15 protein-coding genes are annotated in these 19,026 nt (G+C 66.8%); 4 read left to right on the top strand and 11 right to left on the bottom strand.

What is annotated here, in order from left to right; all coding sequences use genetic code 11:
- The first annotated feature begins 116 nt into the window (after nucleotides 1–116).
- Complete coding sequence (locus tag G6N55_RS24380) at nucleotides 117–1,505, top strand: amidase (RefSeq protein ID WP_085221255.1); 1,389 nt, start codon at nucleotides 117–119, stop codon at nucleotides 1,503–1,505.
- On the opposite strand, the gene G6N55_RS24385 is transcribed toward G6N55_RS24380, so the two are convergent.
- A complete protein-coding gene (locus G6N55_RS24385; RefSeq protein ID WP_085221001.1) occupies nucleotides 1,500–1,994 on the bottom strand; it encodes a DNA-deoxyinosine glycosylase in 495 nt (164 codons plus the stop codon). The two genes, G6N55_RS24380 and G6N55_RS24385, sit on opposite strands and share 6 nt — an antisense overlap.
- Here G6N55_RS24385 and G6N55_RS24390 point away from each other — a divergent pair.
- Both G6N55_RS24390 and G6N55_RS24395 read left to right on the top strand, forming a co-directional pair.
- Entirely contained in the window at nucleotides 1,993–3,162 is a 1,170-nt protein-coding gene (locus tag G6N55_RS24390) for an adenylate cyclase regulatory domain-containing protein (protein WP_232079098.1), read from the top strand. The two genes, G6N55_RS24385 and G6N55_RS24390, sit on opposite strands and share 2 nt — an antisense overlap.
- A gap of 256 nt (nucleotides 3,163–3,418) precedes the next feature.
- Nucleotides 3,419–3,976, top strand: coding sequence for a hypothetical protein (locus G6N55_RS24395; RefSeq protein WP_085220999.1), 558 nt, complete (start codon nucleotides 3,419–3,421; stop codon nucleotides 3,974–3,976).
- A gap of 42 nt (nucleotides 3,977–4,018) precedes the next feature.
- On the opposite strand, the gene G6N55_RS24400 is transcribed toward G6N55_RS24395, so the two are convergent.
- Complete coding sequence (locus G6N55_RS24400) at nucleotides 4,019–5,920, bottom strand: serine/threonine-protein kinase PknH/PknJ (protein ID WP_085220998.1); 1,902 nt, start codon at nucleotides 5,918–5,920, stop codon at nucleotides 4,019–4,021.
- Between the two features lie 265 nt (nucleotides 5,921–6,185).
- On the opposite strand from G6N55_RS24400, the gene G6N55_RS24405 reads away from it, so the two are divergent.
- Nucleotides 6,186–6,341: a hypothetical protein gene (locus tag G6N55_RS24405; protein ID WP_163667072.1), complete on the top strand. Its 156-nt coding sequence runs from the start codon at nucleotides 6,186–6,188 to the stop codon at nucleotides 6,339–6,341.
- A gap of 6 nt (nucleotides 6,342–6,347) precedes the next feature.
- Here G6N55_RS24405 and G6N55_RS24410 read toward each other — a convergent pair whose 3' ends face one another.
- From G6N55_RS24410 to G6N55_RS24450, 9 genes are all read right to left on the bottom strand, one after another.
- Entirely contained in the window at nucleotides 6,348–8,714 is a 2,367-nt protein-coding gene (locus G6N55_RS24410) for an FHA domain-containing protein (RefSeq protein ID WP_085220997.1), read from the bottom strand.
- A gap of 192 nt (nucleotides 8,715–8,906) precedes the next feature.
- Nucleotides 8,907–10,703: a serine/threonine-protein kinase gene (locus tag G6N55_RS24415; protein ID WP_085220996.1), complete on the bottom strand. Its 1,797-nt coding sequence runs from the start codon at nucleotides 10,701–10,703 to the stop codon at nucleotides 8,907–8,909.
- A 251-nt stretch (nucleotides 10,704–10,954) separates the two neighbouring features.
- Entirely contained in the window at nucleotides 10,955–12,109 is a 1,155-nt protein-coding gene (locus tag G6N55_RS24420) for a BTAD domain-containing putative transcriptional regulator (protein ID WP_085220995.1), read from the bottom strand.
- Between the two features lie 290 nt (nucleotides 12,110–12,399).
- Nucleotides 12,400–13,098, bottom strand: coding sequence for a C39 family peptidase (locus G6N55_RS24425; RefSeq protein ID WP_085220994.1), 699 nt, complete (start codon nucleotides 13,096–13,098; stop codon nucleotides 12,400–12,402).
- A gap of 149 nt (nucleotides 13,099–13,247) precedes the next feature.
- Nucleotides 13,248–13,616, bottom strand: a complete 369-nt coding sequence (locus G6N55_RS24430; RefSeq protein WP_085221254.1) for a DUF4189 domain-containing protein — start codon at nucleotides 13,614–13,616, stop codon at nucleotides 13,248–13,250.
- Nucleotides 13,617–13,684: 68 nt separating this feature from the next.
- Nucleotides 13,685–14,425 carry an LppX_LprAFG lipoprotein gene (locus G6N55_RS24435; RefSeq protein ID WP_085221253.1) on the bottom strand — a complete coding sequence of 247 codons (741 nt, stop codon included), beginning with the start codon at nucleotides 14,423–14,425 and terminating at the stop codon, nucleotides 13,685–13,687.
- A 346-nt stretch (nucleotides 14,426–14,771) separates the two neighbouring features.
- Nucleotides 14,772–15,107: a DUF732 domain-containing protein gene (locus tag G6N55_RS24440; protein ID WP_085220993.1), complete on the bottom strand. Its 336-nt coding sequence runs from the start codon at nucleotides 15,105–15,107 to the stop codon at nucleotides 14,772–14,774.
- Between the two features lie 132 nt (nucleotides 15,108–15,239).
- Entirely contained in the window at nucleotides 15,240–17,150 is a 1,911-nt protein-coding gene (locus tag G6N55_RS24445; RefSeq protein WP_085220992.1) for an ABC transporter ATP-binding protein, read from the bottom strand.
- Nucleotides 17,147–18,913 (bottom strand): ABC transporter ATP-binding protein, encoded by a 1,767-nt coding sequence (locus tag G6N55_RS24450; protein ID WP_085221252.1) that lies wholly within the window; start codon nucleotides 18,911–18,913, stop codon nucleotides 17,147–17,149. Before G6N55_RS24450 ends, G6N55_RS24445 begins: the two co-directional genes overlap by 4 nt.
- Nucleotides 18,914–19,026 lie beyond the last annotated feature (113 nt).

Raw genomic sequence — 19,026 nt, forward strand, 5'->3', positions numbered from 1 at the left:
GCTGCCTCAACCCGGCCGGCTCGCGCCCGAGCCGGCGAATGCACACCCTTATACCGTTTGCGCACATGATCAACCGGCCGGGGCGCGACGCCGGCCGCGGGGGCTACGCTGCGGCAATGGACGCTCGCGAACTCGCCTTCGCCGGTGCGGGCGCACTGGCGAAGATGCTGGCCGACGGTGAAATCAGCGCGCCGGACCTGCTCGAGGTCTACCTGGAGCGGATCGCGCGCCTGGACAGCGACCTGCGCTGCTACCGCGTGGTGCTGGCCGACAGCGCCCGCGAGGACGCGCAGGCCGCCCAGGAACTTCTCGACGCGGGCGCGCGGCTGCCGCTGCTGGGCGTGCCGATCGCGATCAAGGACGATGTCGACGTCGCCGGTGAGGTGACCGCGTGCGGCAGCGGCGGCCACGGTCCGCCGGTCGCGTCCGATGCGGAAGCCGTTCGCCGGCTGCGCGCTGCCGGCGCGGTCATCCTCGGCAAGACCAATGTGCCCGAGCTGATGATCTTCCCGTTCACCGAGTCGCTGACCTTCGGCGCGACCCGCAACCCGTGGAACCTCGGGCGCAGCCCGGGCGGCAGCAGCGGCGGCAGCGGCGCCGCGGTCGCCGCCGGGCTGGCCCCGATCGCGCTGGGATCCGACGGCGGCGGCTCGATTCGCGTCCCGTCGTCCTGGTGTGGCCTGTTCGGCCTGAAGCCGCAACGCGATCGCGTCTCGCTCGAACCGCACGACAACGCGTGGTACGGGCTGAGCGTCAACGGTCCGATCGCACGCTCGGTGGCCGACGCCGCACTGTTCCTCGATGCCACCACGACGATCCCGGGCCCCGAGGGCGGATTCGTCGGCGCCGCCGCGCGCGACCCCGGCAAGCTGCGAATTGCGTTGAGCACCAAGATCCCCACCGCCCCGCAGCGGGTCGGGCGCGAAGAGTTGGCGGCCGTGGAGCAGGCCGGCGCGCTGCTTCGCGATCTGGGCCATGAGGTCATCACCGCCGACCCTGACTATCCACTCACGCGGCTGTATGCGAACTTCCTGCCGCGCTACCTGCGGGGCATCTGCGACGACGCCGACGCGCAGGCCCATCCGGAACGCCTCGAAGCCCGCACCCGCACCCTGGCGCGCCTGGGATCGTTCTTCTCGGACCGCAGGATGGAAGCCGTGCAGGCCGCCGAGGAGCGGATGAGCGCCAGGATCCAGTCGATCTTCGACGACGTCGACGTCGTCATCACGCCGGGCACCGCGGACGGTCCGTCCCGGATCGGTGCCTACCGGCGCCGCGGCGCGGTGTCGACGCTGCTGCTGGTCGCCCAGCAGGTTCCGTACTTCGCACCCTGGAATGCAACCGGTCAGCCCGCCGCGGTGGTGCCGTGGGACTTCGACGGCGACGGGCTGCCGTTGTCGGTACAGCTGGTCGGCCGACCGTTCGACGAGGCGACGTTGTTGTCGCTGTCCGCACAGATCGAAGCGGCCCGGCCGTGGGCGCACCGGCGACCGCCGGTGTCATGAAAGCAACAACGCCCGCCAGGCCGCCAGCTTGACGCCCGGCCGGGTGGCATGGGCCGGGCTGCTGGACGGCAGCCGCTGGAACTCGAGCCGATCGTCGGGCTGCGCCAGCCTGCGATACAGCTCGGCCGCCTTGGCGCCGTTGAAGTAAACCCGGGTGATCCTCGGGTAGTCGGCGAATAACCCGGCAAAGTCGTTGAGCACCAAGCTTTTCGGATCGATCGCGGAATCGGCGCTACCGGCCCGGCGGCAGCCGCGCAGCACGTCCCACAGCGCGACCCCGTGCGCCCGCAACGCGGCCAGACGGGATTCGTAGGGCGCGTCGGCGTCGAACCCGAAGAGCTCACCGGTGATGGGCCAGAACGCATTTCGTGGATTTGCGTAGTACTCGTGTGCGATCAGCGACTGCGCACTCGGAAACGAGCCCAGGATCAGCATCCGGGCGCGGCCGTCAATGACGGGGCCGAAGCCATGCAGCAGGGGCGGGGTCATCGCTTCACATCATGGCCGGTCGGCGTTGTACGTTGACCACGTGGACGACGAGGTCGACATCGACGATCTGCTCGACGGACTCGAGGGTGCCGCGCGCACGGAACGTGCCGAGCTGGTGGCCTGGCTGCTGGAACAGGGGATCACCGCCGACGAGATCGCCTCCACCAACCCGCCACTGCTGTTGGCCAGCCGCCGCATCATCGGTGACGACGGCACCTACGTGTCGGCGCGTGAGATCAGCGAGCACTACAACATCGACCTGATGCTGCTGCAGCGCGTGCAGCGCGCGATCGGGCTGGCCAGGGTGGACGATCCCGACGCGGCGATCCACATGCGCGCCGACGGTGAAGCGGCCGCCTACGCCCAGCGCTTCGTGGAGATGGGGCTCAACCCCGACCAGGTCGTGCTGGTGGTGCGGGTGCTGGCCGACGGTCTGTCCCACGCCGCCGAGGTCATGCGTTATGCGGCGCTGGCGGCGATCATGCGCCCCGGCTCCAGCGAGCTGGAGGTCGCCCAGGCGTCCAAGGCGCTGGTGAGTCAGATCGGCCCGCAGCTCGGCCCGATGATCGAGCAGATGCTCTTCATGCAGTTGCGCCACATGATGGAGACCGAGGCGGTCAATGCCGCCGAACGCGCCGCCGGCAAACCGCTGCCGGGCGCGCGCCAGGTCACCGTCGCCTTCGCCGATCTGGTCGGCTTCACCCGGTTGGGCGAGGTCGTATCGCCCGAGGAGCTGGGGCAGCTCGCCGGCCGGCTGGCGTCCCTGGCTCGCGACATGACGGCCCCGCCGGTGCGGTTCATCAAAACGATCGGGGACGCGGTGATGTTCGTCTGCCCGGAGCCCGCGCCGCTGCTCGATGTGGTGCTGAAGCTCGTCGAAGCCGTCGACACCGACAACGACTTTCCCCGGCTGCGGGCGGGGGTGTCCGCCGGGATGGCGGTGAGCCGGGCCGGTGACTGGTTCGGCAGCCCGGTCAATGTCGCGAGCCGGGTTACCGGGGTGGCTCGCGCGGGCACCGTTTTGGTCGCCGATTCGGTGTGGGACGAGATCGGCGAGTCCGGGGAGTTCTCCGGGTCTTTCGCGGGCGCACGTCGCCTCAAGGGCGTCAAGAACGAAGTCAAGCTTTTCCGGGTACGTCGCGGCGGCGACGCCCGCGACAACGACTGAATCCACTACACGCTGAGGCAGGCCCGGGCGGCGCTGGGGGGCGTCTGACACGGTCCGACGCGGCCGGCTCCTTCCCCTGTGCCGGCGCTTTGACTTGGCCGCTTCCGGGCCTGCTTCGTGATCAAAAATACGCCTGTGAGCGGGCCATATCAACGGTTTTCCGGTTCCCGTAGCTAGCCGACTTTCGCGACCGTCCGGCGTTCGCCGCGGGCGAACCCGCTAGGTATTACAAATGTAACGGTGTAATCATGTAATCATGAAATCGCACCACAGTCAGAGGCGGTACGGCCGCCCCGGGGGCTGGCAGCAAGCCCAGCAGCCCGATGCCACCGGCGCGGCGGAATGGTTCGCCGGACGCCTGCCCGAAGCCTGGTTCGACGGCGACCCGACGGTCGTCGTCGACCGTGAAGAGATCACCGTCATCGGCAAGCTGGCGGACGCAACAGAAGAGAGCGAGGCGCGTGCCGAAGGCCGGGCCTCGCGGTTCCGCGAGGAGACCCGTTCCGAGCGGATGCGCATTGCCGATGAGGCGCAGGATCGCTACGGGCGCAAGGTTTCCTGGGGCCTGGAGATCGGCGGCGAACGAATCCTGTTCACGCACATCGCAGTTCCGGTGATGACACGCTTGAAGCAGCCGGAGCGCCAGGTGCTCGACACGCTGGTGGATGCCGGTGTCGCGAGGTCGCGGGCCGACGCCCTGGCGTGGTCGGTCAAGCTCGTCGGCGAGCACACCGAGGAATGGCTGGCCAAGTTACGCGACGCGATGTCGGCGGTCGACGATCTGCGCGCCGAAGGGCCAGATCTACCGGCTTAAGCCAATCTCGCAGTGCCGCTTAGGCATTGGCGGCCGCAAGAGCTAGATGTTGTTGACTTTGTCGACGATCTTGTCGGCGATCTGGCTCGACTGATCGCTGATGTGGTAGCCGCAGGCGTTGACGTCGACGATCACGTTGTTCGCCACGCTCATCGCGTGCTCGCACTGCCAGCCGTCGGCGCCTTCCTGGGTCTGCAGCACCGAGATCTTCGGTGAAGTGCCCTGGATGGGAGCGAAAGTCCAGCGATAGGTCTTGTCGTTCGAGTTCGTCACCGTCACCGTCTGACCGACGCACTTCTTCCATTTGTCCGCCGAGCTCTGCAGGAACGCCTTGGCTTTGTCGGCGGTCGGGAACGACACCACCGCCTGGTTGACCCAATGGTCGTTGTCGTCGCCCGGCTCGGAGGCCACCAGCCCGTTGATACCGGTGTAGCCGCTGCCGGCATACACCTGATCCTGCGTCGTGTAGAGCGCTCCCTTGCAGTCCGGTATCGACACCGTCATCGTCGAGGTGCCCATCGTGGTGATGGGCTTGCCGGGCTGGATGTTCGTCGCGCCCATGATGGCGTTGATCTCCGAGGGGCTCAGCAGCAGCGAGTTGAGCTTGTCGGACGCGATCGGGTCGGGCGGCGGCTTCGGGTCGGGGATGATCAGCCAAATCGCGACCGCGCTGACCAGCACCACGACCACCACCGCGGCCGCGGCGATGATCGGCCAGGGATTGCGCTTGGGCTTCGGTGGCTGCGCCAGGCCCCAGGGGGTGTGGCCGACGGGCTGGGCGGGCGGCAGGTTGCCGGTTGGCGGGCCGACCCGGTTGCCGCTGCCGCCTTGGTAATACTGCGGAACAGAGACGGGCTGAGCCGGGCTGGGCACGGGACCGCTCTCGGGTGCCCAGGGCCGAGGGCTCGGTGCGTGGTGCGGTGGCACCGGAGTGGAACTCGGTCGCGGGTACGGCGTCGGGGTTCGCGGCGGGGGTGTGGTGGGCCGCTGCTGCACGGGAGGCGCCGCCATGGTGCCCGCGATCGTCGGGGGCTGCTCGAGCTTGTCCTTGCCGGGCAGGGTCGCTTCCTGGCTGCGGCGCAGGATGTCGGAGGCGTGGTCTTGATCGGGATTGCTGAGCGCCTCATGCGCGGCCAGGGCCAAGTCGCCCGCGCTGGCGTAGCGCTCCTCGGGCTTTTTCGCCATGCCGCGCCCGATCACCGCGTCGAAGGCCTTGGGAATTCCCGCGCGCACCGCGCTGGGCAGTGGAATGGGATCGCTCATGTGGGCCTTGACCAGCACGCCGGCGCTGTCGGCGCGATACGGCGGGGACCCGGTCAGGCACTCGTGCAGGACGCAGGCCAACGCGTAGATATCGGCGCGGTAGGTCACCTCGTCATTGGTGAATCTCTCCGGGGCCATGTATTTCCAGGTGCCGACCGCCGTACCGAGCTGGGTGAGCTTCTCGTCGGTGGTGGCGCTGGCGATGCCGAAGTCGACGAGGTAGGCGAAATCGTCGCGGGTGACCAGGATGTTGGGCGGTTTGACGTCGCGGTGCATCACCCCCGCGGCGTGCGCCGCGTCCAGGGCCGAGGCGATTTGGGTGATGATCGCGACCGCGCGCGGTGGCGTCAGGGGGCCATACCGTTTGAGCAAGCTGTCCAAGTCGGTGCCCTCGACGAGGCGCATCTCCATGAACATTTTTCCGTCGATTTCGCCGTAGTCGTGAATCGGGACGACGTGCGGCTCCTGCAAACGGCCCGCGGTGCGCGCTTCGCGCTTCATCCGCTCGCGAAAGACGGGGTCCGAGCTGAACTGGTCGGACATCAGCTTGACCGCGACGGTCCACTCCTTGACGGTGTGCTCGGCCTCGTAGACCTCGCCCATCCCGCCCCGGCCCAGCAGCCGTTTCAGGTGGTAGGGCCCGAACGTCGAGCCCTCGCGTGAGGCCTGCCCCTCGCTCATCGCTGATCCTCCAAACCAACCGCAGACCCGCCGACCATATCAACAATTTCCCGGCGGACCTGTCGGCTGCAACCCCCGGTAAGCACCCATGACGGTATGCGCCGGCCGGCTTCACCGCTCCGTAACGGCAAACGCCGACGGGCTGCCCACGCGTCGATCCCGGCCCCCAAATACGGGCCGCGTTCCAAGGATTCATCAAGGATCTCGGCAGTACGCGGGCAGACCCTTACTCCATACGAACGCGGGTTACAGCGAGGGGATATCAATGCTCACCACGATGTCGTCCGCGCAGTGGCGGGCCGGTGCCGAGCGGACATGGTCCTACGGCGTGTACTACGTCGGGTATCGGTTGCTGTCGGTTCACCTGACGTGCGGCTCGTGGGCTCTCAGCGCGCTAACGCTGGTGGCCAAACACGCGTAGGCGGTGTTACTTGGCCGCTTTGCGTTGCGGGTCAAGCTGTCTGAGTCGCAGCGCGAGCAGAACGATCAGCACGATCGCCTGTACCGCGCAGGCACCCGCGGCCATCCACCAATCGCTGGCGTCGTACTCCCACAGCGGGTCCTCGTCGCCGCCCGCGGTCCGGCGCAGATCGTCGAGATCGACGGTCGAGGCGGCCATCGCGTAGGCCCAGCGGGACGGCGACAGCCACGCCAACTGCTCCAGCGGGATGCGGCCCTTGACCCCAAACATGCCGCCGCACAGCACGAGTTCGGCCATCACCACCAGCACGAGCAGCGGCATGCCCCGGTCGGCGTTGCCGATCATCGCCGAAATCAGCAGACCGATCATCATCGAGACCACGGTGACGGCGACCACCGCAATCGCCACTTCGGCTCTGGGCCACGGCAGGACGACGGCCTGATCCGGCGGAGGCAGGCCCACCACCCCAAGGAAACCGAGAATGAGCCCTTGCACCGTGGTCAGCGCGCTGAGCACCACCAGCTTCGAGGCCAGATAGGCGCCGCGCGACAACCCGATGCCGTGCTCGCGTTGATAAATGGCTCGTTCCTTGACGATCTCGCGGATCGACGCGGCGCAGCCCATCAGCGCCCCACCGATGATCAGCAGCACCAGCAGTTGCGAGGGCTGAGTGGACTTCGTTTCGATCGCCTTGGTCAGCGACAACCCGGCCTCGCCCGGGACGGCGTGCGCGAACAGGCTCAGCAGCAGCGGTAGCACCAGCAGCGTCACCGCGTACTGGCGATCGGCGGCGATGACCGCCAGATACCTTCGGCACAGCGTGGTGAACTGAGCGAACGCGCTCTGCTGGGCGACCGGTTTCGCGGCGCGCGTGGCAGGTGCCGGGGCCTTCAGTGTGGCGTGCGGCCCGGTGAGGGCCCCGTGAATGGGCGATGCGACGTAACGCCCCGTCCAGTCGGTCGTGGTGTCGTGTTCGAGGAGGTTGAACAGGTCGGCGAAGTCGTTGCAGCCGAAGTAGTTCAGGGCTTGGTGCGGCGGACCGAAGTACGCCAGCCGACCGCCCGGTGCCAGGATGAGCAGCCGGTCGCACAGATTCAGCTGCGCGGTGTTGTGGGTGACCACCACGACGGACCGGCCGTCGTCGGCCAGGGCGCGCAGGGTCTGCATCACGGATTTCTCGTAGCCCGGATCGAGGCCCGACGTCGGCTCGTCCAGGAACAGCAGGGATGGTTTGGTCAGCAGTTCCAGCGCAACGCTGGTTCGTTTGCGCTGACCGCCCGACAAACTGTCGATCCGTTGATTGGCATGCGCCGCCAGCCCGAGTTCGCCCAGCACCTCGTCAATGCGCTGCTTCCGTTCCCGGGTGGAGACGTCCTGCGGAAACCGAAGCTGCGCAGCGTAATTCAGTGCCCGTCGGACTGTCAGCTGAGTGTGCAGGATGTCGTCCTGCGGCACGAAGCCAATCCGGTGTCGCAGCTCGGCGTAGTTCTGGTAGAGGTCGCGATTGTCGTAGCGGACCTCCCCGCTGCCGGCCGGGCGGAATCCGGTCAACGCGCTCAACAGCGTGGATTTCCCTGCGCCACTTGGCCCTACCACCGCCATGAAGCAGCGTTGCGGCAGGGCGAAACTGACGCTGGCCAACAACACCTTGCCCTTGCCGGAGACCACCCGCAGGTTCGACGCCTCGTAGGACACGTCGCCGGTGTCGACGTATTCGACGAGTTGGTCACCGGACAGGTGCAGCAGCTGATGGCCGATGCCGACGATGTCGTTCGGTCCGATGATCGCGCGCGCGATCCGGTTGCCGTTGACGTAGGTTCCGTTGGCGCTGTTGCTATCTACCAGCTCCCACTGATTCCCGGCACGGCGCAACACCGCGTGATGGCGAGAGACCAGCAGGTCGTCGAGCACGACGGCGTTGTCGGTTCCGCGGCCGATCCCGATGGTTACCTGATCCATCGTGTAGACCGCGGTCGGTGGCCGGGCAACCGTGGTCTCGCCGACCGGTCGCGTCGGTGCGACGGTTTGCGTCCTCGCCGGGCTGGGCGGTGGGGCAATCGGGTAGAGCTCGAGCGGCTGCCCGGAGGACGCCGACCCCAGCACGACGGTGATCGGCTGGCTGATCGGCAGGCTCTCGACTCGCCGCCCGTTCACGAACATCCCGTTGTTGCTGCGGTTGACCAGGACCCAGCCCGCCGGCGTCGGCTGCAGCACCGCGTGCTGGCGCGACACTCTGGGATTCTCCAGCTGGATGTCGGCTTCGTGCGCACGGCCAATGCTCCAGGACCGGCCACCGCTGGCCCGCCAGGTACGCCCACCGGCCCGCAGTTCCAAACCGGGAATGGTGGTGACCACGTCGGTCCTGTCGTCCACTCATCGCCTCCGCTGGGTTAGCTGGCCGCCTCGAGTATTGTCACGGCGTCCACCACTTGTATAGCTGATCTTGGTGTGATCCTGGCGTTTTTGCCACCCGGGCGCGGTTTGCTGGTTTGGTCCGCATCGCGTGGCGCGCGCCGCCTCGGTTATCCGATGCCGTTGGGCCGGTTGATCTTTGGCTACCGAGGCTCAGCCACCGTATTTGGTCCACCAGGTGTGCAGTTCCTCGATGGTCGGGGGATCGCCGAAGACGTCGCATAACAGCAGCTTGACCTGATTGCTCCACACCATGTTCGGGTGGTTGTTGTAGGTGCCGCAGGCGACCATGCCGACGTCGACCTTCGGGGCGTCCGGGTGCTGCCACGGTTCCGGGTTGTTAACCCCTCCGGGGCAGGTCGCCAGCGTCAGCAGCTTGATGTCGGCGTCGGTTGCGTCCTTCAGGACGCTCGGATTCGGGAAGAGACCGTAGCGCGCCTTCGAGGGGCCGCCCGGGTTGGTGTTCTGGTCGCAGTCGACGACGGCCAGCGCGTCCGACCAGACCGTGTTCGGTTTCGCGGTGGCCGGTGTGCACGTGCCGCTCGGGTAGCCCGGGGGCACCAGGGTGAGCAGCTGGCCTTCGAGGTCGCCGCTCGCGGTGGTCGTGGTGGTGGTCGGTTTCGAACTCGTGGTCCTCGGCGGGGTTGTGGTGCTGGTCGCGGTCGGATGCGGTTTCGGGTTGTCGTCATCCTGTGTGGCGACGTAGACGCCGACGGCCGCGAGCACCAGGACCACAACCAGGGCGGCGGCCCCGATGACGAACGGCCAGGGGTTGCGCTTGGGCTTGGGCGGGGGTTGCTGTCCCAGCGTCCAGGCAGCGGGGCCGGCGGGCGGGGGTGCGCCGGGCGGCGTTGCGGCCCAGTTGCCGCTGGTGCCTTGGTAATACTGCGCGCCCGAGACCGGCTGGCTCGGGGTCGGGACGGGGCCACTCTCGGGCGCCCAGGGCCGAGCGGTCGGCGCGGGCGGTGGCACCGGCGTAGAACTTGGCGGCGGGTACGGCGGCGGTGGAGTGCCGCTCTGCGGTGGCGCGGCCGGGGGAGGCAGGTGCGGGGTTTCGGCCGCCAGGGTGGCTTCCTGGCTGCGGCGCAGGATGTTGTCGGCGTGGTCTTGATCGGGATTGCTCAGCGCCTCGTGCGCGGCCAGCGCCAGGTCGCCGGCGCTGGCGTAGCGGTCCTCGGGCTTTTTCGCCATGCCCCGCGCGATCACCGCATCGAAGGCCTTCGGGATGCCCGAGCGCACCGCGCTGGCCAGCGGTATGTCGTCGGTGGTGTGCGCCCTGACCAGCTCGCCGGCGGTGCCCGCGCGATAGGGCGGGGTGCCCGTCAGGCATTCGTACAGCACGCAGGCCAACGCGTAGATATCGGCGCGGTAGGTGACCTCGCCGTTGGAAAACCGTTCGGGCGCCATGTATTTCCAGGTGCCCACCGCGGTGCCGAGTTGGGTGAGCTTCTCGTCGGTGGTGGCGCTGGCGATGCCGAAGTCAACGAGGTAGGCGAAATCGTCGCGGGTGATCAGAATGTTGGGCGGCTTGATGTCGCGGTGCATGACGCCGGCGGCGTGGGCCGCGTCGAGGGCCGAGGCGATCTGGGTGATGATCGCGACCGCGCGCGGCGCGGTCAGTGGGCCAAACCGTTTGAGCATGTCGTCCAAGTCGATGCCCTCGATCAGGTGCATCTCCATGAACATCTGTCCATCGATCTCGCCGTAGTCGTGGATCGGCACCACATGCGGTTCCTGCAAACGGCCGGCGGTGCGCGCCTCGCGCCGCATCCGCTCACGGAATACCGGGTCCCTGCTGAACTCCGCGGTCATCACCTTGACCGCGACCGTCCACTCTTTGACGGTGTGCTCGGCCTCGTACACCTCGCCCATGCCACCCCGGCCCAGCAGCCGCTTTAGATGGTAGGGCCCGAACATCGACCCCACTCGCGAGTTTTGCTCCTCGCTCATCGCTGATCCTCCAAACCGGCCGCAGACCCGCCGACGATATCAACAACTACGGTCAGATCCTCGCTCGTAACCTCCGCGACTAGCAACCATCACGGTAAGCCGTCGTGCACGCCCAGGCGGGACAATCGCGAGATCCCGGCGCAGGCGCGTCGCGCATCGACACCGACAACGTCCGGCGAAAAGCCTTGCGGTGTTTGGCCATGCCGGATATTGCTACGAAATACCTTGCACAGCAAGGATATTCGGCTACTTCAGTTTGCTGCCTCGCTGTTGTAGCCGCGCGGGATCTCGAACGTGAATTCGTGGTCGCAGATGCGGACGTGGTCGCCGTCCTTCAGGGTGGCCGCCGACCGGATGCGTTGGTGTTGCACGTGTACACCATTGGACGACCGCAGGTCGTTGATGACATAGCTGGTGCCGGTGTCGACGATGACGGCGTGATGGCGGCTGACATTGGCGCTGGCCAGGACGATGTCGTTGTCGCTGAGACGTCCGATCCGGGTCTCGGTCAGGCGCAATGGGTAGCTGCGGCCCGACGCTTCGTGCAGGTAGGCGGCGGGCTTGCCGGCGGGGACCTTGGTGCGCTGGTCCAGCAGGGTGATGGTGCCGACGGCCGTGGTCCTGGCTGATTTCTTGGCGTCCAGCGGCTCCTGGCGCAGGATTTTTTCGTTGAGGTCACGCAGCGTCGGGCCGGGGTCGATTCCGAGCTCGTCGGCGAGTGTCGTCTTCACCCGGCGGTACGCGGCCAGCGCGTCGGATTGCCGGTCGGTCAGGTAGTAGGCCGTGATCAGCTGGGCCCACAGCGGCTCGCGGTAGGGGTGCTCCGCGATGAGCACTTCGAGGTCGCCGATCACGGCGGCGCCACGTCCGCAAGCGATTTCGGCCTCTGCCTTCGCGGTGTGGACCAGAATTTTTTCCTCCACGAGTGAGGTGGCGAAGGTGTCGACGAACTGAAAGTCGCGCAGGTCATCGAGCACCGGTCCGCGCCATTGCGCCAATGCCGCCGTCAGGTGCTGGCTCGCCTGCTCGAACCGGCTGATCGCGGCCGCGTGCACGCCCGCGGTCTTCTCGGTGATGAACCGTCCAAGATCGCAACTGTTTTCGTCGACGGTGAGCCGGTAGCCCGGCGGCGCGGCGGCCAGCACCACGCGCGGGTCGATGCCGGCGCCGGTGAGGAGCTTGCGCAGATTGGACACGTAGGAGTGGATGCTGGCCCGTGCACCCGACGGGGGCTCGTCTTCCCACAGGGCGGTGATCAGCCTTTCGACGCCGACCGGGCTGTTGCGGTTCATCAGCAGCATGGCCAGCACCGCCCGCTGTTTGGGCGTGCCCAGCGGCACCACCGTGCCGTCCACAGTCATCTCCAACGGCCCGAGCAGGCCGAATTCGAGACTCTTGTCTACCATCGTCGCTAACCAGCCCTTCCGGGTTCTCTGCGCGGCGTCACCTGCCCATGCGGTGTTATTCCTTGTCATTGTGATACGAACCCCCCGAATTCGGTAATATCCCGCGATTGGTGTGCCGCGGCGCCGGCGGCGGCATGCGCTTGGCCCGGGCTGAAATGTGTTCCCTGCCAGCGTGATCATCGATTGCTCGCACGAATCCGATTGGGATGCCCCGAAAACGCATAAGGCGGGCAGCCGACCCGGTGCATGTGCTCCGCGTGGCTGCCCGCCGATTGGGCAGTTGGGTGGGTTTAGGTGGTGAAGACCATCAGCTCCTTGCTGGCCTCCCACGCCCGCATGAACAGCGCTATCGGGATCTGCTCGTCGCGGCCTTCCTTGGTGCCGCTGTCGTTGAGGTGCACCACGTCATTGGCGGTGTCGATGCCGGTGACCACCACGGCGTGGTCGCCCCGCGGGTTTCCGTCGTCGTCCTTGTTTTCGACGGGCTGGCCCCAGATCAGTTCGCCGTTGACGCTGACGATGACCTTGTGGCCCTCCGCCAGCTGCTCCTCGAGCCCTTCGATGCCACCGAGGATGCCGTCTTTGGCGGCGTGCTCCTTGTTGGTGATCGTGGCGTTGATCTTGTAGAGCTTCAGCAAGGTCGGGACGTCGGCAAAGCTGGTGCCCATACCCGAGTTTGGGTTTTTGGTGTTGGCCGGCGTGGTGTAGATCGAGCCCGGGTGGACGACGCTCGGAGTCGCTTGCGCCCGCTTGATGATGGCCGGTTCCGAGGGTTGCTTGCCGGTGATCTGGCCGATCACGTCGGCACTCGCCATCAGGACGCAGTCGTCGTATTTCTGGTACTGCCAGTACTCGGCGGCGGCCGCGGGATCGCCGTACATGGTGCCCGCGGCTGCCCCGGCCGGTGCGGCCAAACCCAACGCGACGGCACTTGCGACGACTGCGAAGGCGGCGGTCTTGGCGATCGCGACGATTTTGGTGGTCTTCATCGTGGTCCCTTCTCTCATTCCGCGGTGTTGTGCGGCGGTTGAGAAAAGGTTCCGATCGTGGCCTATCTGTTATCTCCACGAATTCTTGGAGTGATGAAGACCGTGCTCAGGCAGCGTTGGCTCGTCGCACGGCGGTTTGGGGCCAGGGACTAGTTGCACGCCCAGGTGTCGATGGAGCCGCCGCCGAGTTTGGTCAAGGCGTCCTTCATCGCGGCGGCCAGGGTCGAGCCGACACCGCCCTGGAATGCCTTGCCATTGGTCGCGACGGCGCCGCAATCGGTGAAGCTGGTGAGCACCTTGCAGTCGGTGTATGCGCAGTTTTTGACCGCGGTCGCCTCCGCGGCCGGGCGGGTAGGGTAGTCCCACGAGCGGCCCCAGGAACCGTTGCTGGAGTAGGCAATCGCGCCGTATTGATCGGCGGCGCCGGCCGCGGGAGCCAGCGCGACGCTGATCGCGGCGGCGGTGGCCATACCGGCGACGGCCACGGTGAACCGCCGGCGACGAGCAATCGTCCTCATTGGTGATTCCTTTCCGAATGCCGGCGGTCCGGCGGTTTCCGCGTTTTCCAGGGGTTGCGATTCCGCGCTCATGGCGAGACGGGCTTCGTGGCGCTGACCGTCTTGCCCCAGTCCGACATCGTCAGCGTCACCGAGGTGTCGTTCGTCGGATGGACCCGAAGCTGAACGAGGTGCGAGGAGCCGTCCGAGGCGATCCAGACCGTGGTGGGCACCGTCGTCACGCTCTGCGCGGTCAACTTGGAGCCGGCCAGGGTGGCGACGTCGTCGGCCGAGGAGCTACCGGTGATCTTGGTGGTTGCGACGCCGTTGACCTGCTCGGTCCCCGACACCGCACCGCCCTGCAGTTTCGACAGCAGATTGGCCAGCCCCTTGGTGGGGTCCAGCAGCACCGACACGTTGTAGATCGAGGCGCCGTTGCCGAAGTCGGTGTAGGTGCCGGGCTGTCCGAGGTCGGAGTAGAGATGGCCGTCGATGTAGACGAACTTCGCGTCTTCCGGCGATTTGCCGACCAGCAGCGTCGCGGTACCCGTGGCAACCGTTTGCGGGGTGTTGGAGATGTCGCCGTCCAGCTTGGTCACACGAAGATTGGGCACGTCGCCCTGCACGGCCACGCTGACATGCATCCCGGTGACCTTGGTCATCGCGTCGGCGGCCTGCTTGAGCAGGGTGGCCGCCTCGCTGCTGGAGGTGCTGGAAGTGGTGCCGGGCGGTTTGCCGGTGCTCGAGTCATTCGAACAGCCACCGATGGCGAGTACGAGGGCGAGCGCTGCGGCAGCGGCGGCGGTGACGGTGCGAGGCGAGAGCTTCATCGACATCTCCTTCAGTGGTGGCCACAGCTGCCTCCTGCATAGCAATCGCCGCGCAGCAAATCAACAGCCGACCCCCGAGCTTAGTGAGCCCGATGTCGGATGCGGAAGGTCTAAACAGGATCGCGCGTCTGCCCGGTGTCGCCGCGCAGTCACATTCGGGCCGATATGACAGTGAATTAGCTTGATTAGCAACGTTTTCCAATCTCACCGCGGTGTTGTGGAAGCTGCGGTGTCGTCGAACGCGGTGCCTGACCGGCGTGACCGAGGGTCCGCAATCCGAACCCAGAAATGGCGAATGGGGGGATCCCGGTTACCGGGATCCCCCCATCCAGTGGGGTGGGTGCGACTAGGTGAGCTGCGGGGCGAGTTGCGGGCAGTAGGCGTGGGTCGCGTCGACGACGAAGTAGGCCGCCTGATGGCTGGTCAGGTTCGTCTGCTGCAGGACCTCGCTGGCGACGTCGGTGCCCGTTTTGCCGGACGCGAGCTCCTGGCAGACCTTGTGGCCGTCCTTGATGGCGTCCGCGGGGGAGTTGAAGGAGATGCCGAGCTTGTCCATCTGGGCGAGGAACGCGTCGTCGGCGCTGGTAGCTCCGGCGGTGCCGGCGGTACCGACTGCGATGATGCCGATGGCGGCGGCGCCGATGACGGTGCTGGCAATCGTGCTGATGCGGCGAGTGAACATTGCTGTGGTCCCTTTCGGTTGGGCGGTTGGGGTGCTGATGGGACTAGCGTCAGCCGCACTTCTAAAGGGATTCTGTATAACTTCTTGGCGTCGTTTCAGTAACGCCTCAGGCGCCCGGCCGGACCGGGAAGTTCAGGCCCGGGTCATCGCGTAATAGGCACCCCGTCGGGCCATGAGTTCGGCGTGGTTGCCCTGTTCGACGACCCGGCCGGACTCGACCACCACGATGCGGTCGGCATCACGGATCGTCGAAAGACGGTGCGCGATAACGAAGCTCGTACGATCCCGGCGCAGCTCGTGCATGGCCCGCTGAATGAGAGCCTCGGTGCGGGTGTCGACCGAGCTGGTTGCCTCGTCCAGGATCAGCAGCTGCGGACGGGCCAGGAACGCGCGCGCGATCGTGATCAGCTGCTTCTCGCCGGCGCTGATGTTGGCGCCGTCGCCGGTGACCCGGGTCTGATAGCCGGCCGGCAGGGTGTGTACAAAACGGTCGACGTAGGCCGCCTCGGCGGCCTCGGCCACCTCTCGCGCGCTGGCGTCGGGCCGGCCGTAGGCGATGTTCTCCGCGATCGTCCCGTCGAAGAGCCAGGTGTCTTGCAGCACCATGCCGATTCGCGATCGCAGGGCTTGTCTGCTCATCGTGGTGATGTCGACGCCGTCGATCAGGATGCGGCCGGAATCGACGTCGTAGAACCGCATCAGCAGGTTCACCAGCGTGGTCTTGCCCGCTCCGGTCGGTCCGACGATCGCCACGGTGCTACCCGGCTCGGCCGCCATCGACAGGTCTTCGATCACCGGCGTGCCCGGGTGGTAGGCGAAGCTGACGTGCTGGAACTCGACACGTCCGCGCGGTTCCTCGCCGTTGGCCGGAGTTTGTTCGCCGGCCGGCGCGGGGTCGGGTGCTTCCTCGGGCTCGTCGAGCAGGTCGAACACCCGCTCAGCGCTGGCCACCCCGGATTGCAGGGTGTTGTACATCCCGGCCACCTGGCCCAGCGGGTTGTTGAGTTGCCGGACGTATTGGATGAACGCCTGGATGTTGCCGAGGGTGATGTGTCCGGTGGCCACTTGCAGACCGCCGAGCACCGCGACCGCGACGTATCCGAGGTTGCCGATGAACGCCGTGGCCGGCGCCACCAGGCCGGAGAAGAACTGCGAGCCGAAACTGGCGTGGTAGACGTCGTCGTTGAGACTGCGGAATTCCTCACGGGCGGCGTCCCGGTGACCGAAGGTCTTGACCACCGTGAAGCCGCTGTACGTCTCCTCGATGTGGGCGTTGAGCCGTCCGATGCTGGTCCACTGCGCCTTGAACAGGCGTTGCGAACGGCGCGCGATCGCCCGGGTGGCCAGCAGCGACAGCGGCACGGTCAGCAGAGTGATCAGGGTCAGTGTCGGCGAAATCGACAGCATCATGGCCAGCGTCGTGACCACGGTCAGAATCGCCGTCAGCAACTGGCTGATTGTCATCGACAACGACGCTTGGACGTTGTCGATGTCGTTGGTCACCCGACTCAGCAGCTCGCCGCGCAGCCGCCCGTCGAAGTAGGACAGCGGCAGGCGATGGACCTTGTCCTCGACCTGCGAGCGCAGCGCGACCATGGTGCGCTGCAGGGTGAGGTTGAGCAGGCGAGCCTGTACCCAAATAAACAATGCGGCAACGATATACAGGGCGAGGGCAACGCCCAGCGTTCTCGCCACCGCGCCGAAGTCCACGCCTTGACCGGGCACCAAATCCATTCCGGACAGCAGGTCGGCGAACGCGTTGTCACCGCGCGCCCGCGCCTGGGCGACGGCCTGCGCCTTGGTGATTCCCGCCGGCAGCCCGCGTCCGATCACACCGTTGAAGAGCAAATCGGTGGCGTGGCCCAGGATTCGCGGTACGACGACGCCGATCACCGTGCCGGTCAGGCCCAGTGTGATTACCGCGATGCTCAGCGTTCGTTGTGGCGCAAGCCGTTTCACCAGCCGGGTCGCGGTGCCCCAGAAGTCGCGCGATCGCGTGCTGGGTGCGGGTCCTTTGGTCGGCCGGAATGTCGCTCTGGTCACTGGGTGCCCCCGGCTCGACCCGATCGCAGGGCGCCGACCGATTGTGAGTCGGCGAATTCCGCGTAGGTGGTGCAATCGGCCAGCAGCGACTCGTGGGTGCCCGTGCCCACCAATTTTCCGTTGTCGACGACGATGATCTGGTCGGCCTGCGATGCCGTCGAAATACGCTGTGTGACAACGATGATCGTGGCCCCGCCGGAGATCTCCTGCAGGGCGGCCCGGACGTGTGCGTCGGTGTGCACGTCGAGCGCGGAGAACGCGTCGTCGAACAGGTAGATCGCCGGGCGGCGAATGACTGCCCGGGCGATCGCCAGCCGTTGCCGTTGGCCGCCCGAGAAATTCATGCCGGCCTGCGCGACCCGCATCTGCAGCCCGTCGGCGTGCGCGCGGACGAATTCGTCGGCGGCGGCGACCCGTAACGCTTCCCACATCTGCTCGTCGGTCACCACCTGACCGGGGGCCGCGCCGATCCGCAGGTTCTCCGCGACGGTGCCGGAGAACAGGTATCCGCGTTGCGGGACCAGGCCGATCGCCGACCAGAGTCGCTCGGTGTCGTAGTCGCGGACGTCGATGTCGTCGAGCAGGACCGCGCCGTCGGTCACGTCGTAGAGCCGGCAGATCAGCGACACGAGCGTCGACTTGCCCGAGCCGGTGCTGCCGACGATCGCGGTGGTGGTGCCGGGCCGCGCGGTCAACGAGATATCTTGCAGCACAGGGCGGTCGGCACCCGGGTAGGTGAACGTCGCACCCTCCAGGCGGACGACGCCGGTGATCCCCGCGCTCGGGAGCCTGGGGTGTTGCGGGCTGGCGATGGCCGGACGTGTGGACAGCACCTGAGTGATGCGCTCGGCGCAGACGGACGCCCGGGGCAGCACCACCAGCGTCATCGTCGCCATCAACACGGCCATCAGGATCTGCGTGAAATAAGCCAGAAAAGCGGTCAGCGAGCCGACCTGCATCTGGCCGCGATCGATGCGCAGACCGCCGAACCAGATCAGCGCGACGCTGGAGACGTTGATGGTCAGCGTGGTCACCGGCAGCATCAGCGCTTGCCAATTACCCGCCGTCAGGGACGCATTCGACAGGGCGGTGTTGGCGCGGGAAAACCGTTCGCGCTCGAAGGTTTCGCGGGTGAACGCCCGGACCACCCGCACCCCGGACAGCTGGTCGCGCATCACCCGGTTGATGCCGTCGATCAGCGCTTGCATCCGGCGAAACAGCGGGAGCATGTGCGACATGATCCAGTAGTTGGCGACGGCCAGCACCGGAACGCTGACCAGCAACAGCCACGTCAGCGCGGCCTCTTGATGGATGGCCATGAAGATTCCGCCGACGCACATGATCGGTGCGGTGATCAGCACCGTGCCCATCAATTGCACCAGGTACTGAATCTGCCGGACGTCGTTGGTGCTGCGGATCAGCAGGGTCGGCGTGCCGAATCGGGCGGTCTCGGGCTCGGAGAAGGTTGTGACGTGTTCGAACATCGCCAGGCGCAGGTCGCGGCCGAACCCCATGCCGCTTCGTGACCCGAGGTAGGTGGCCCCGACCGAGCACAGCACCTGCAGCCCGGTGACCGCCAGCATCACCATGCCGAGCCGGACGATCGTCGAGGTGTCGCCCCTGGCGACGCCTTCATCGATGATCGCGGCGTTGACCGTCGGCAGGTACAGCGTCGCCAGCGTGCTGATCAGTTGAAGCACCATCAGCACCGCCACCAGCCGGCGGTACGGCCGGATGTACTGGCGCAGCAGTGCCAGAAGCATTTGGTAACTGTCGCATACGGCACGTGTCGCGGCGCTGAGCACCGCCGGGCGGTTGGGTGCGGGTGCCCCGTCCGGCAAATACTTTGAAATGCCTGATCAGGTGGCGCGTCGGT

Source organism: Mycobacterium florentinum, from assembly GCF_010730355.1.
Lineage (GTDB): Bacteria > Actinomycetota > Actinomycetes > Mycobacteriales > Mycobacteriaceae > Mycobacterium > Mycobacterium florentinum.

Excerpts from the sequence above, each read along its gene's own strand:
- G6N55_RS24380 (WP_085221255.1), top strand. The coding sequence starts at position 117 with ATGGACGCTCGCGAACTCGCCTTCGCCGGTGCGGGCGCACTGGCGAAG.
- G6N55_RS24385 (WP_085221001.1), bottom strand. The coding sequence starts at position 1,994 with ATGACCCCGCCCCTGCTGCATGGCTTCGGCCCCGTCATTGACGGCCGC.
- G6N55_RS24395 (WP_085220999.1), top strand. The coding sequence starts at position 3,419 with ATGAAATCGCACCACAGTCAGAGGCGGTACGGCCGCCCCGGGGGCTGG.
- G6N55_RS24400 (WP_085220998.1), bottom strand. The coding sequence starts at position 5,920 with ATGAGCGAGGGGCAGGCCTCACGCGAGGGCTCGACGTTCGGGCCCTAC.
- G6N55_RS24405 (WP_163667072.1), top strand. The coding sequence starts at position 6,186 with ATGCTCACCACGATGTCGTCCGCGCAGTGGCGGGCCGGTGCCGAGCGG.
- G6N55_RS24415 (WP_085220996.1), bottom strand. The coding sequence starts at position 10,703 with ATGAGCGAGGAGCAAAACTCGCGAGTGGGGTCGATGTTCGGGCCCTAC.
- G6N55_RS24420 (WP_085220995.1), bottom strand. The coding sequence starts at position 12,109 with ATGGTAGACAAGAGTCTCGAATTCGGCCTGCTCGGGCCGTTGGAGATG.
- G6N55_RS24425 (WP_085220994.1), bottom strand. The coding sequence starts at position 13,098 with ATGAAGACCACCAAAATCGTCGCGATCGCCAAGACCGCCGCCTTCGCA.
- G6N55_RS24430 (WP_085221254.1), bottom strand. The coding sequence starts at position 13,616 with ATGAGGACGATTGCTCGTCGCCGGCGGTTCACCGTGGCCGTCGCCGGT.
- G6N55_RS24435 (WP_085221253.1), bottom strand. The coding sequence starts at position 14,425 with ATGAAGCTCTCGCCTCGCACCGTCACCGCCGCCGCTGCCGCAGCGCTC.
- G6N55_RS24440 (WP_085220993.1), bottom strand. The coding sequence starts at position 15,107 with ATGTTCACTCGCCGCATCAGCACGATTGCCAGCACCGTCATCGGCGCC.
- G6N55_RS24450 (WP_085221252.1), bottom strand. The coding sequence starts at position 18,913 with ATGCTTCTGGCACTGCTGCGCCAGTACATCCGGCCGTACCGCCGGCTG.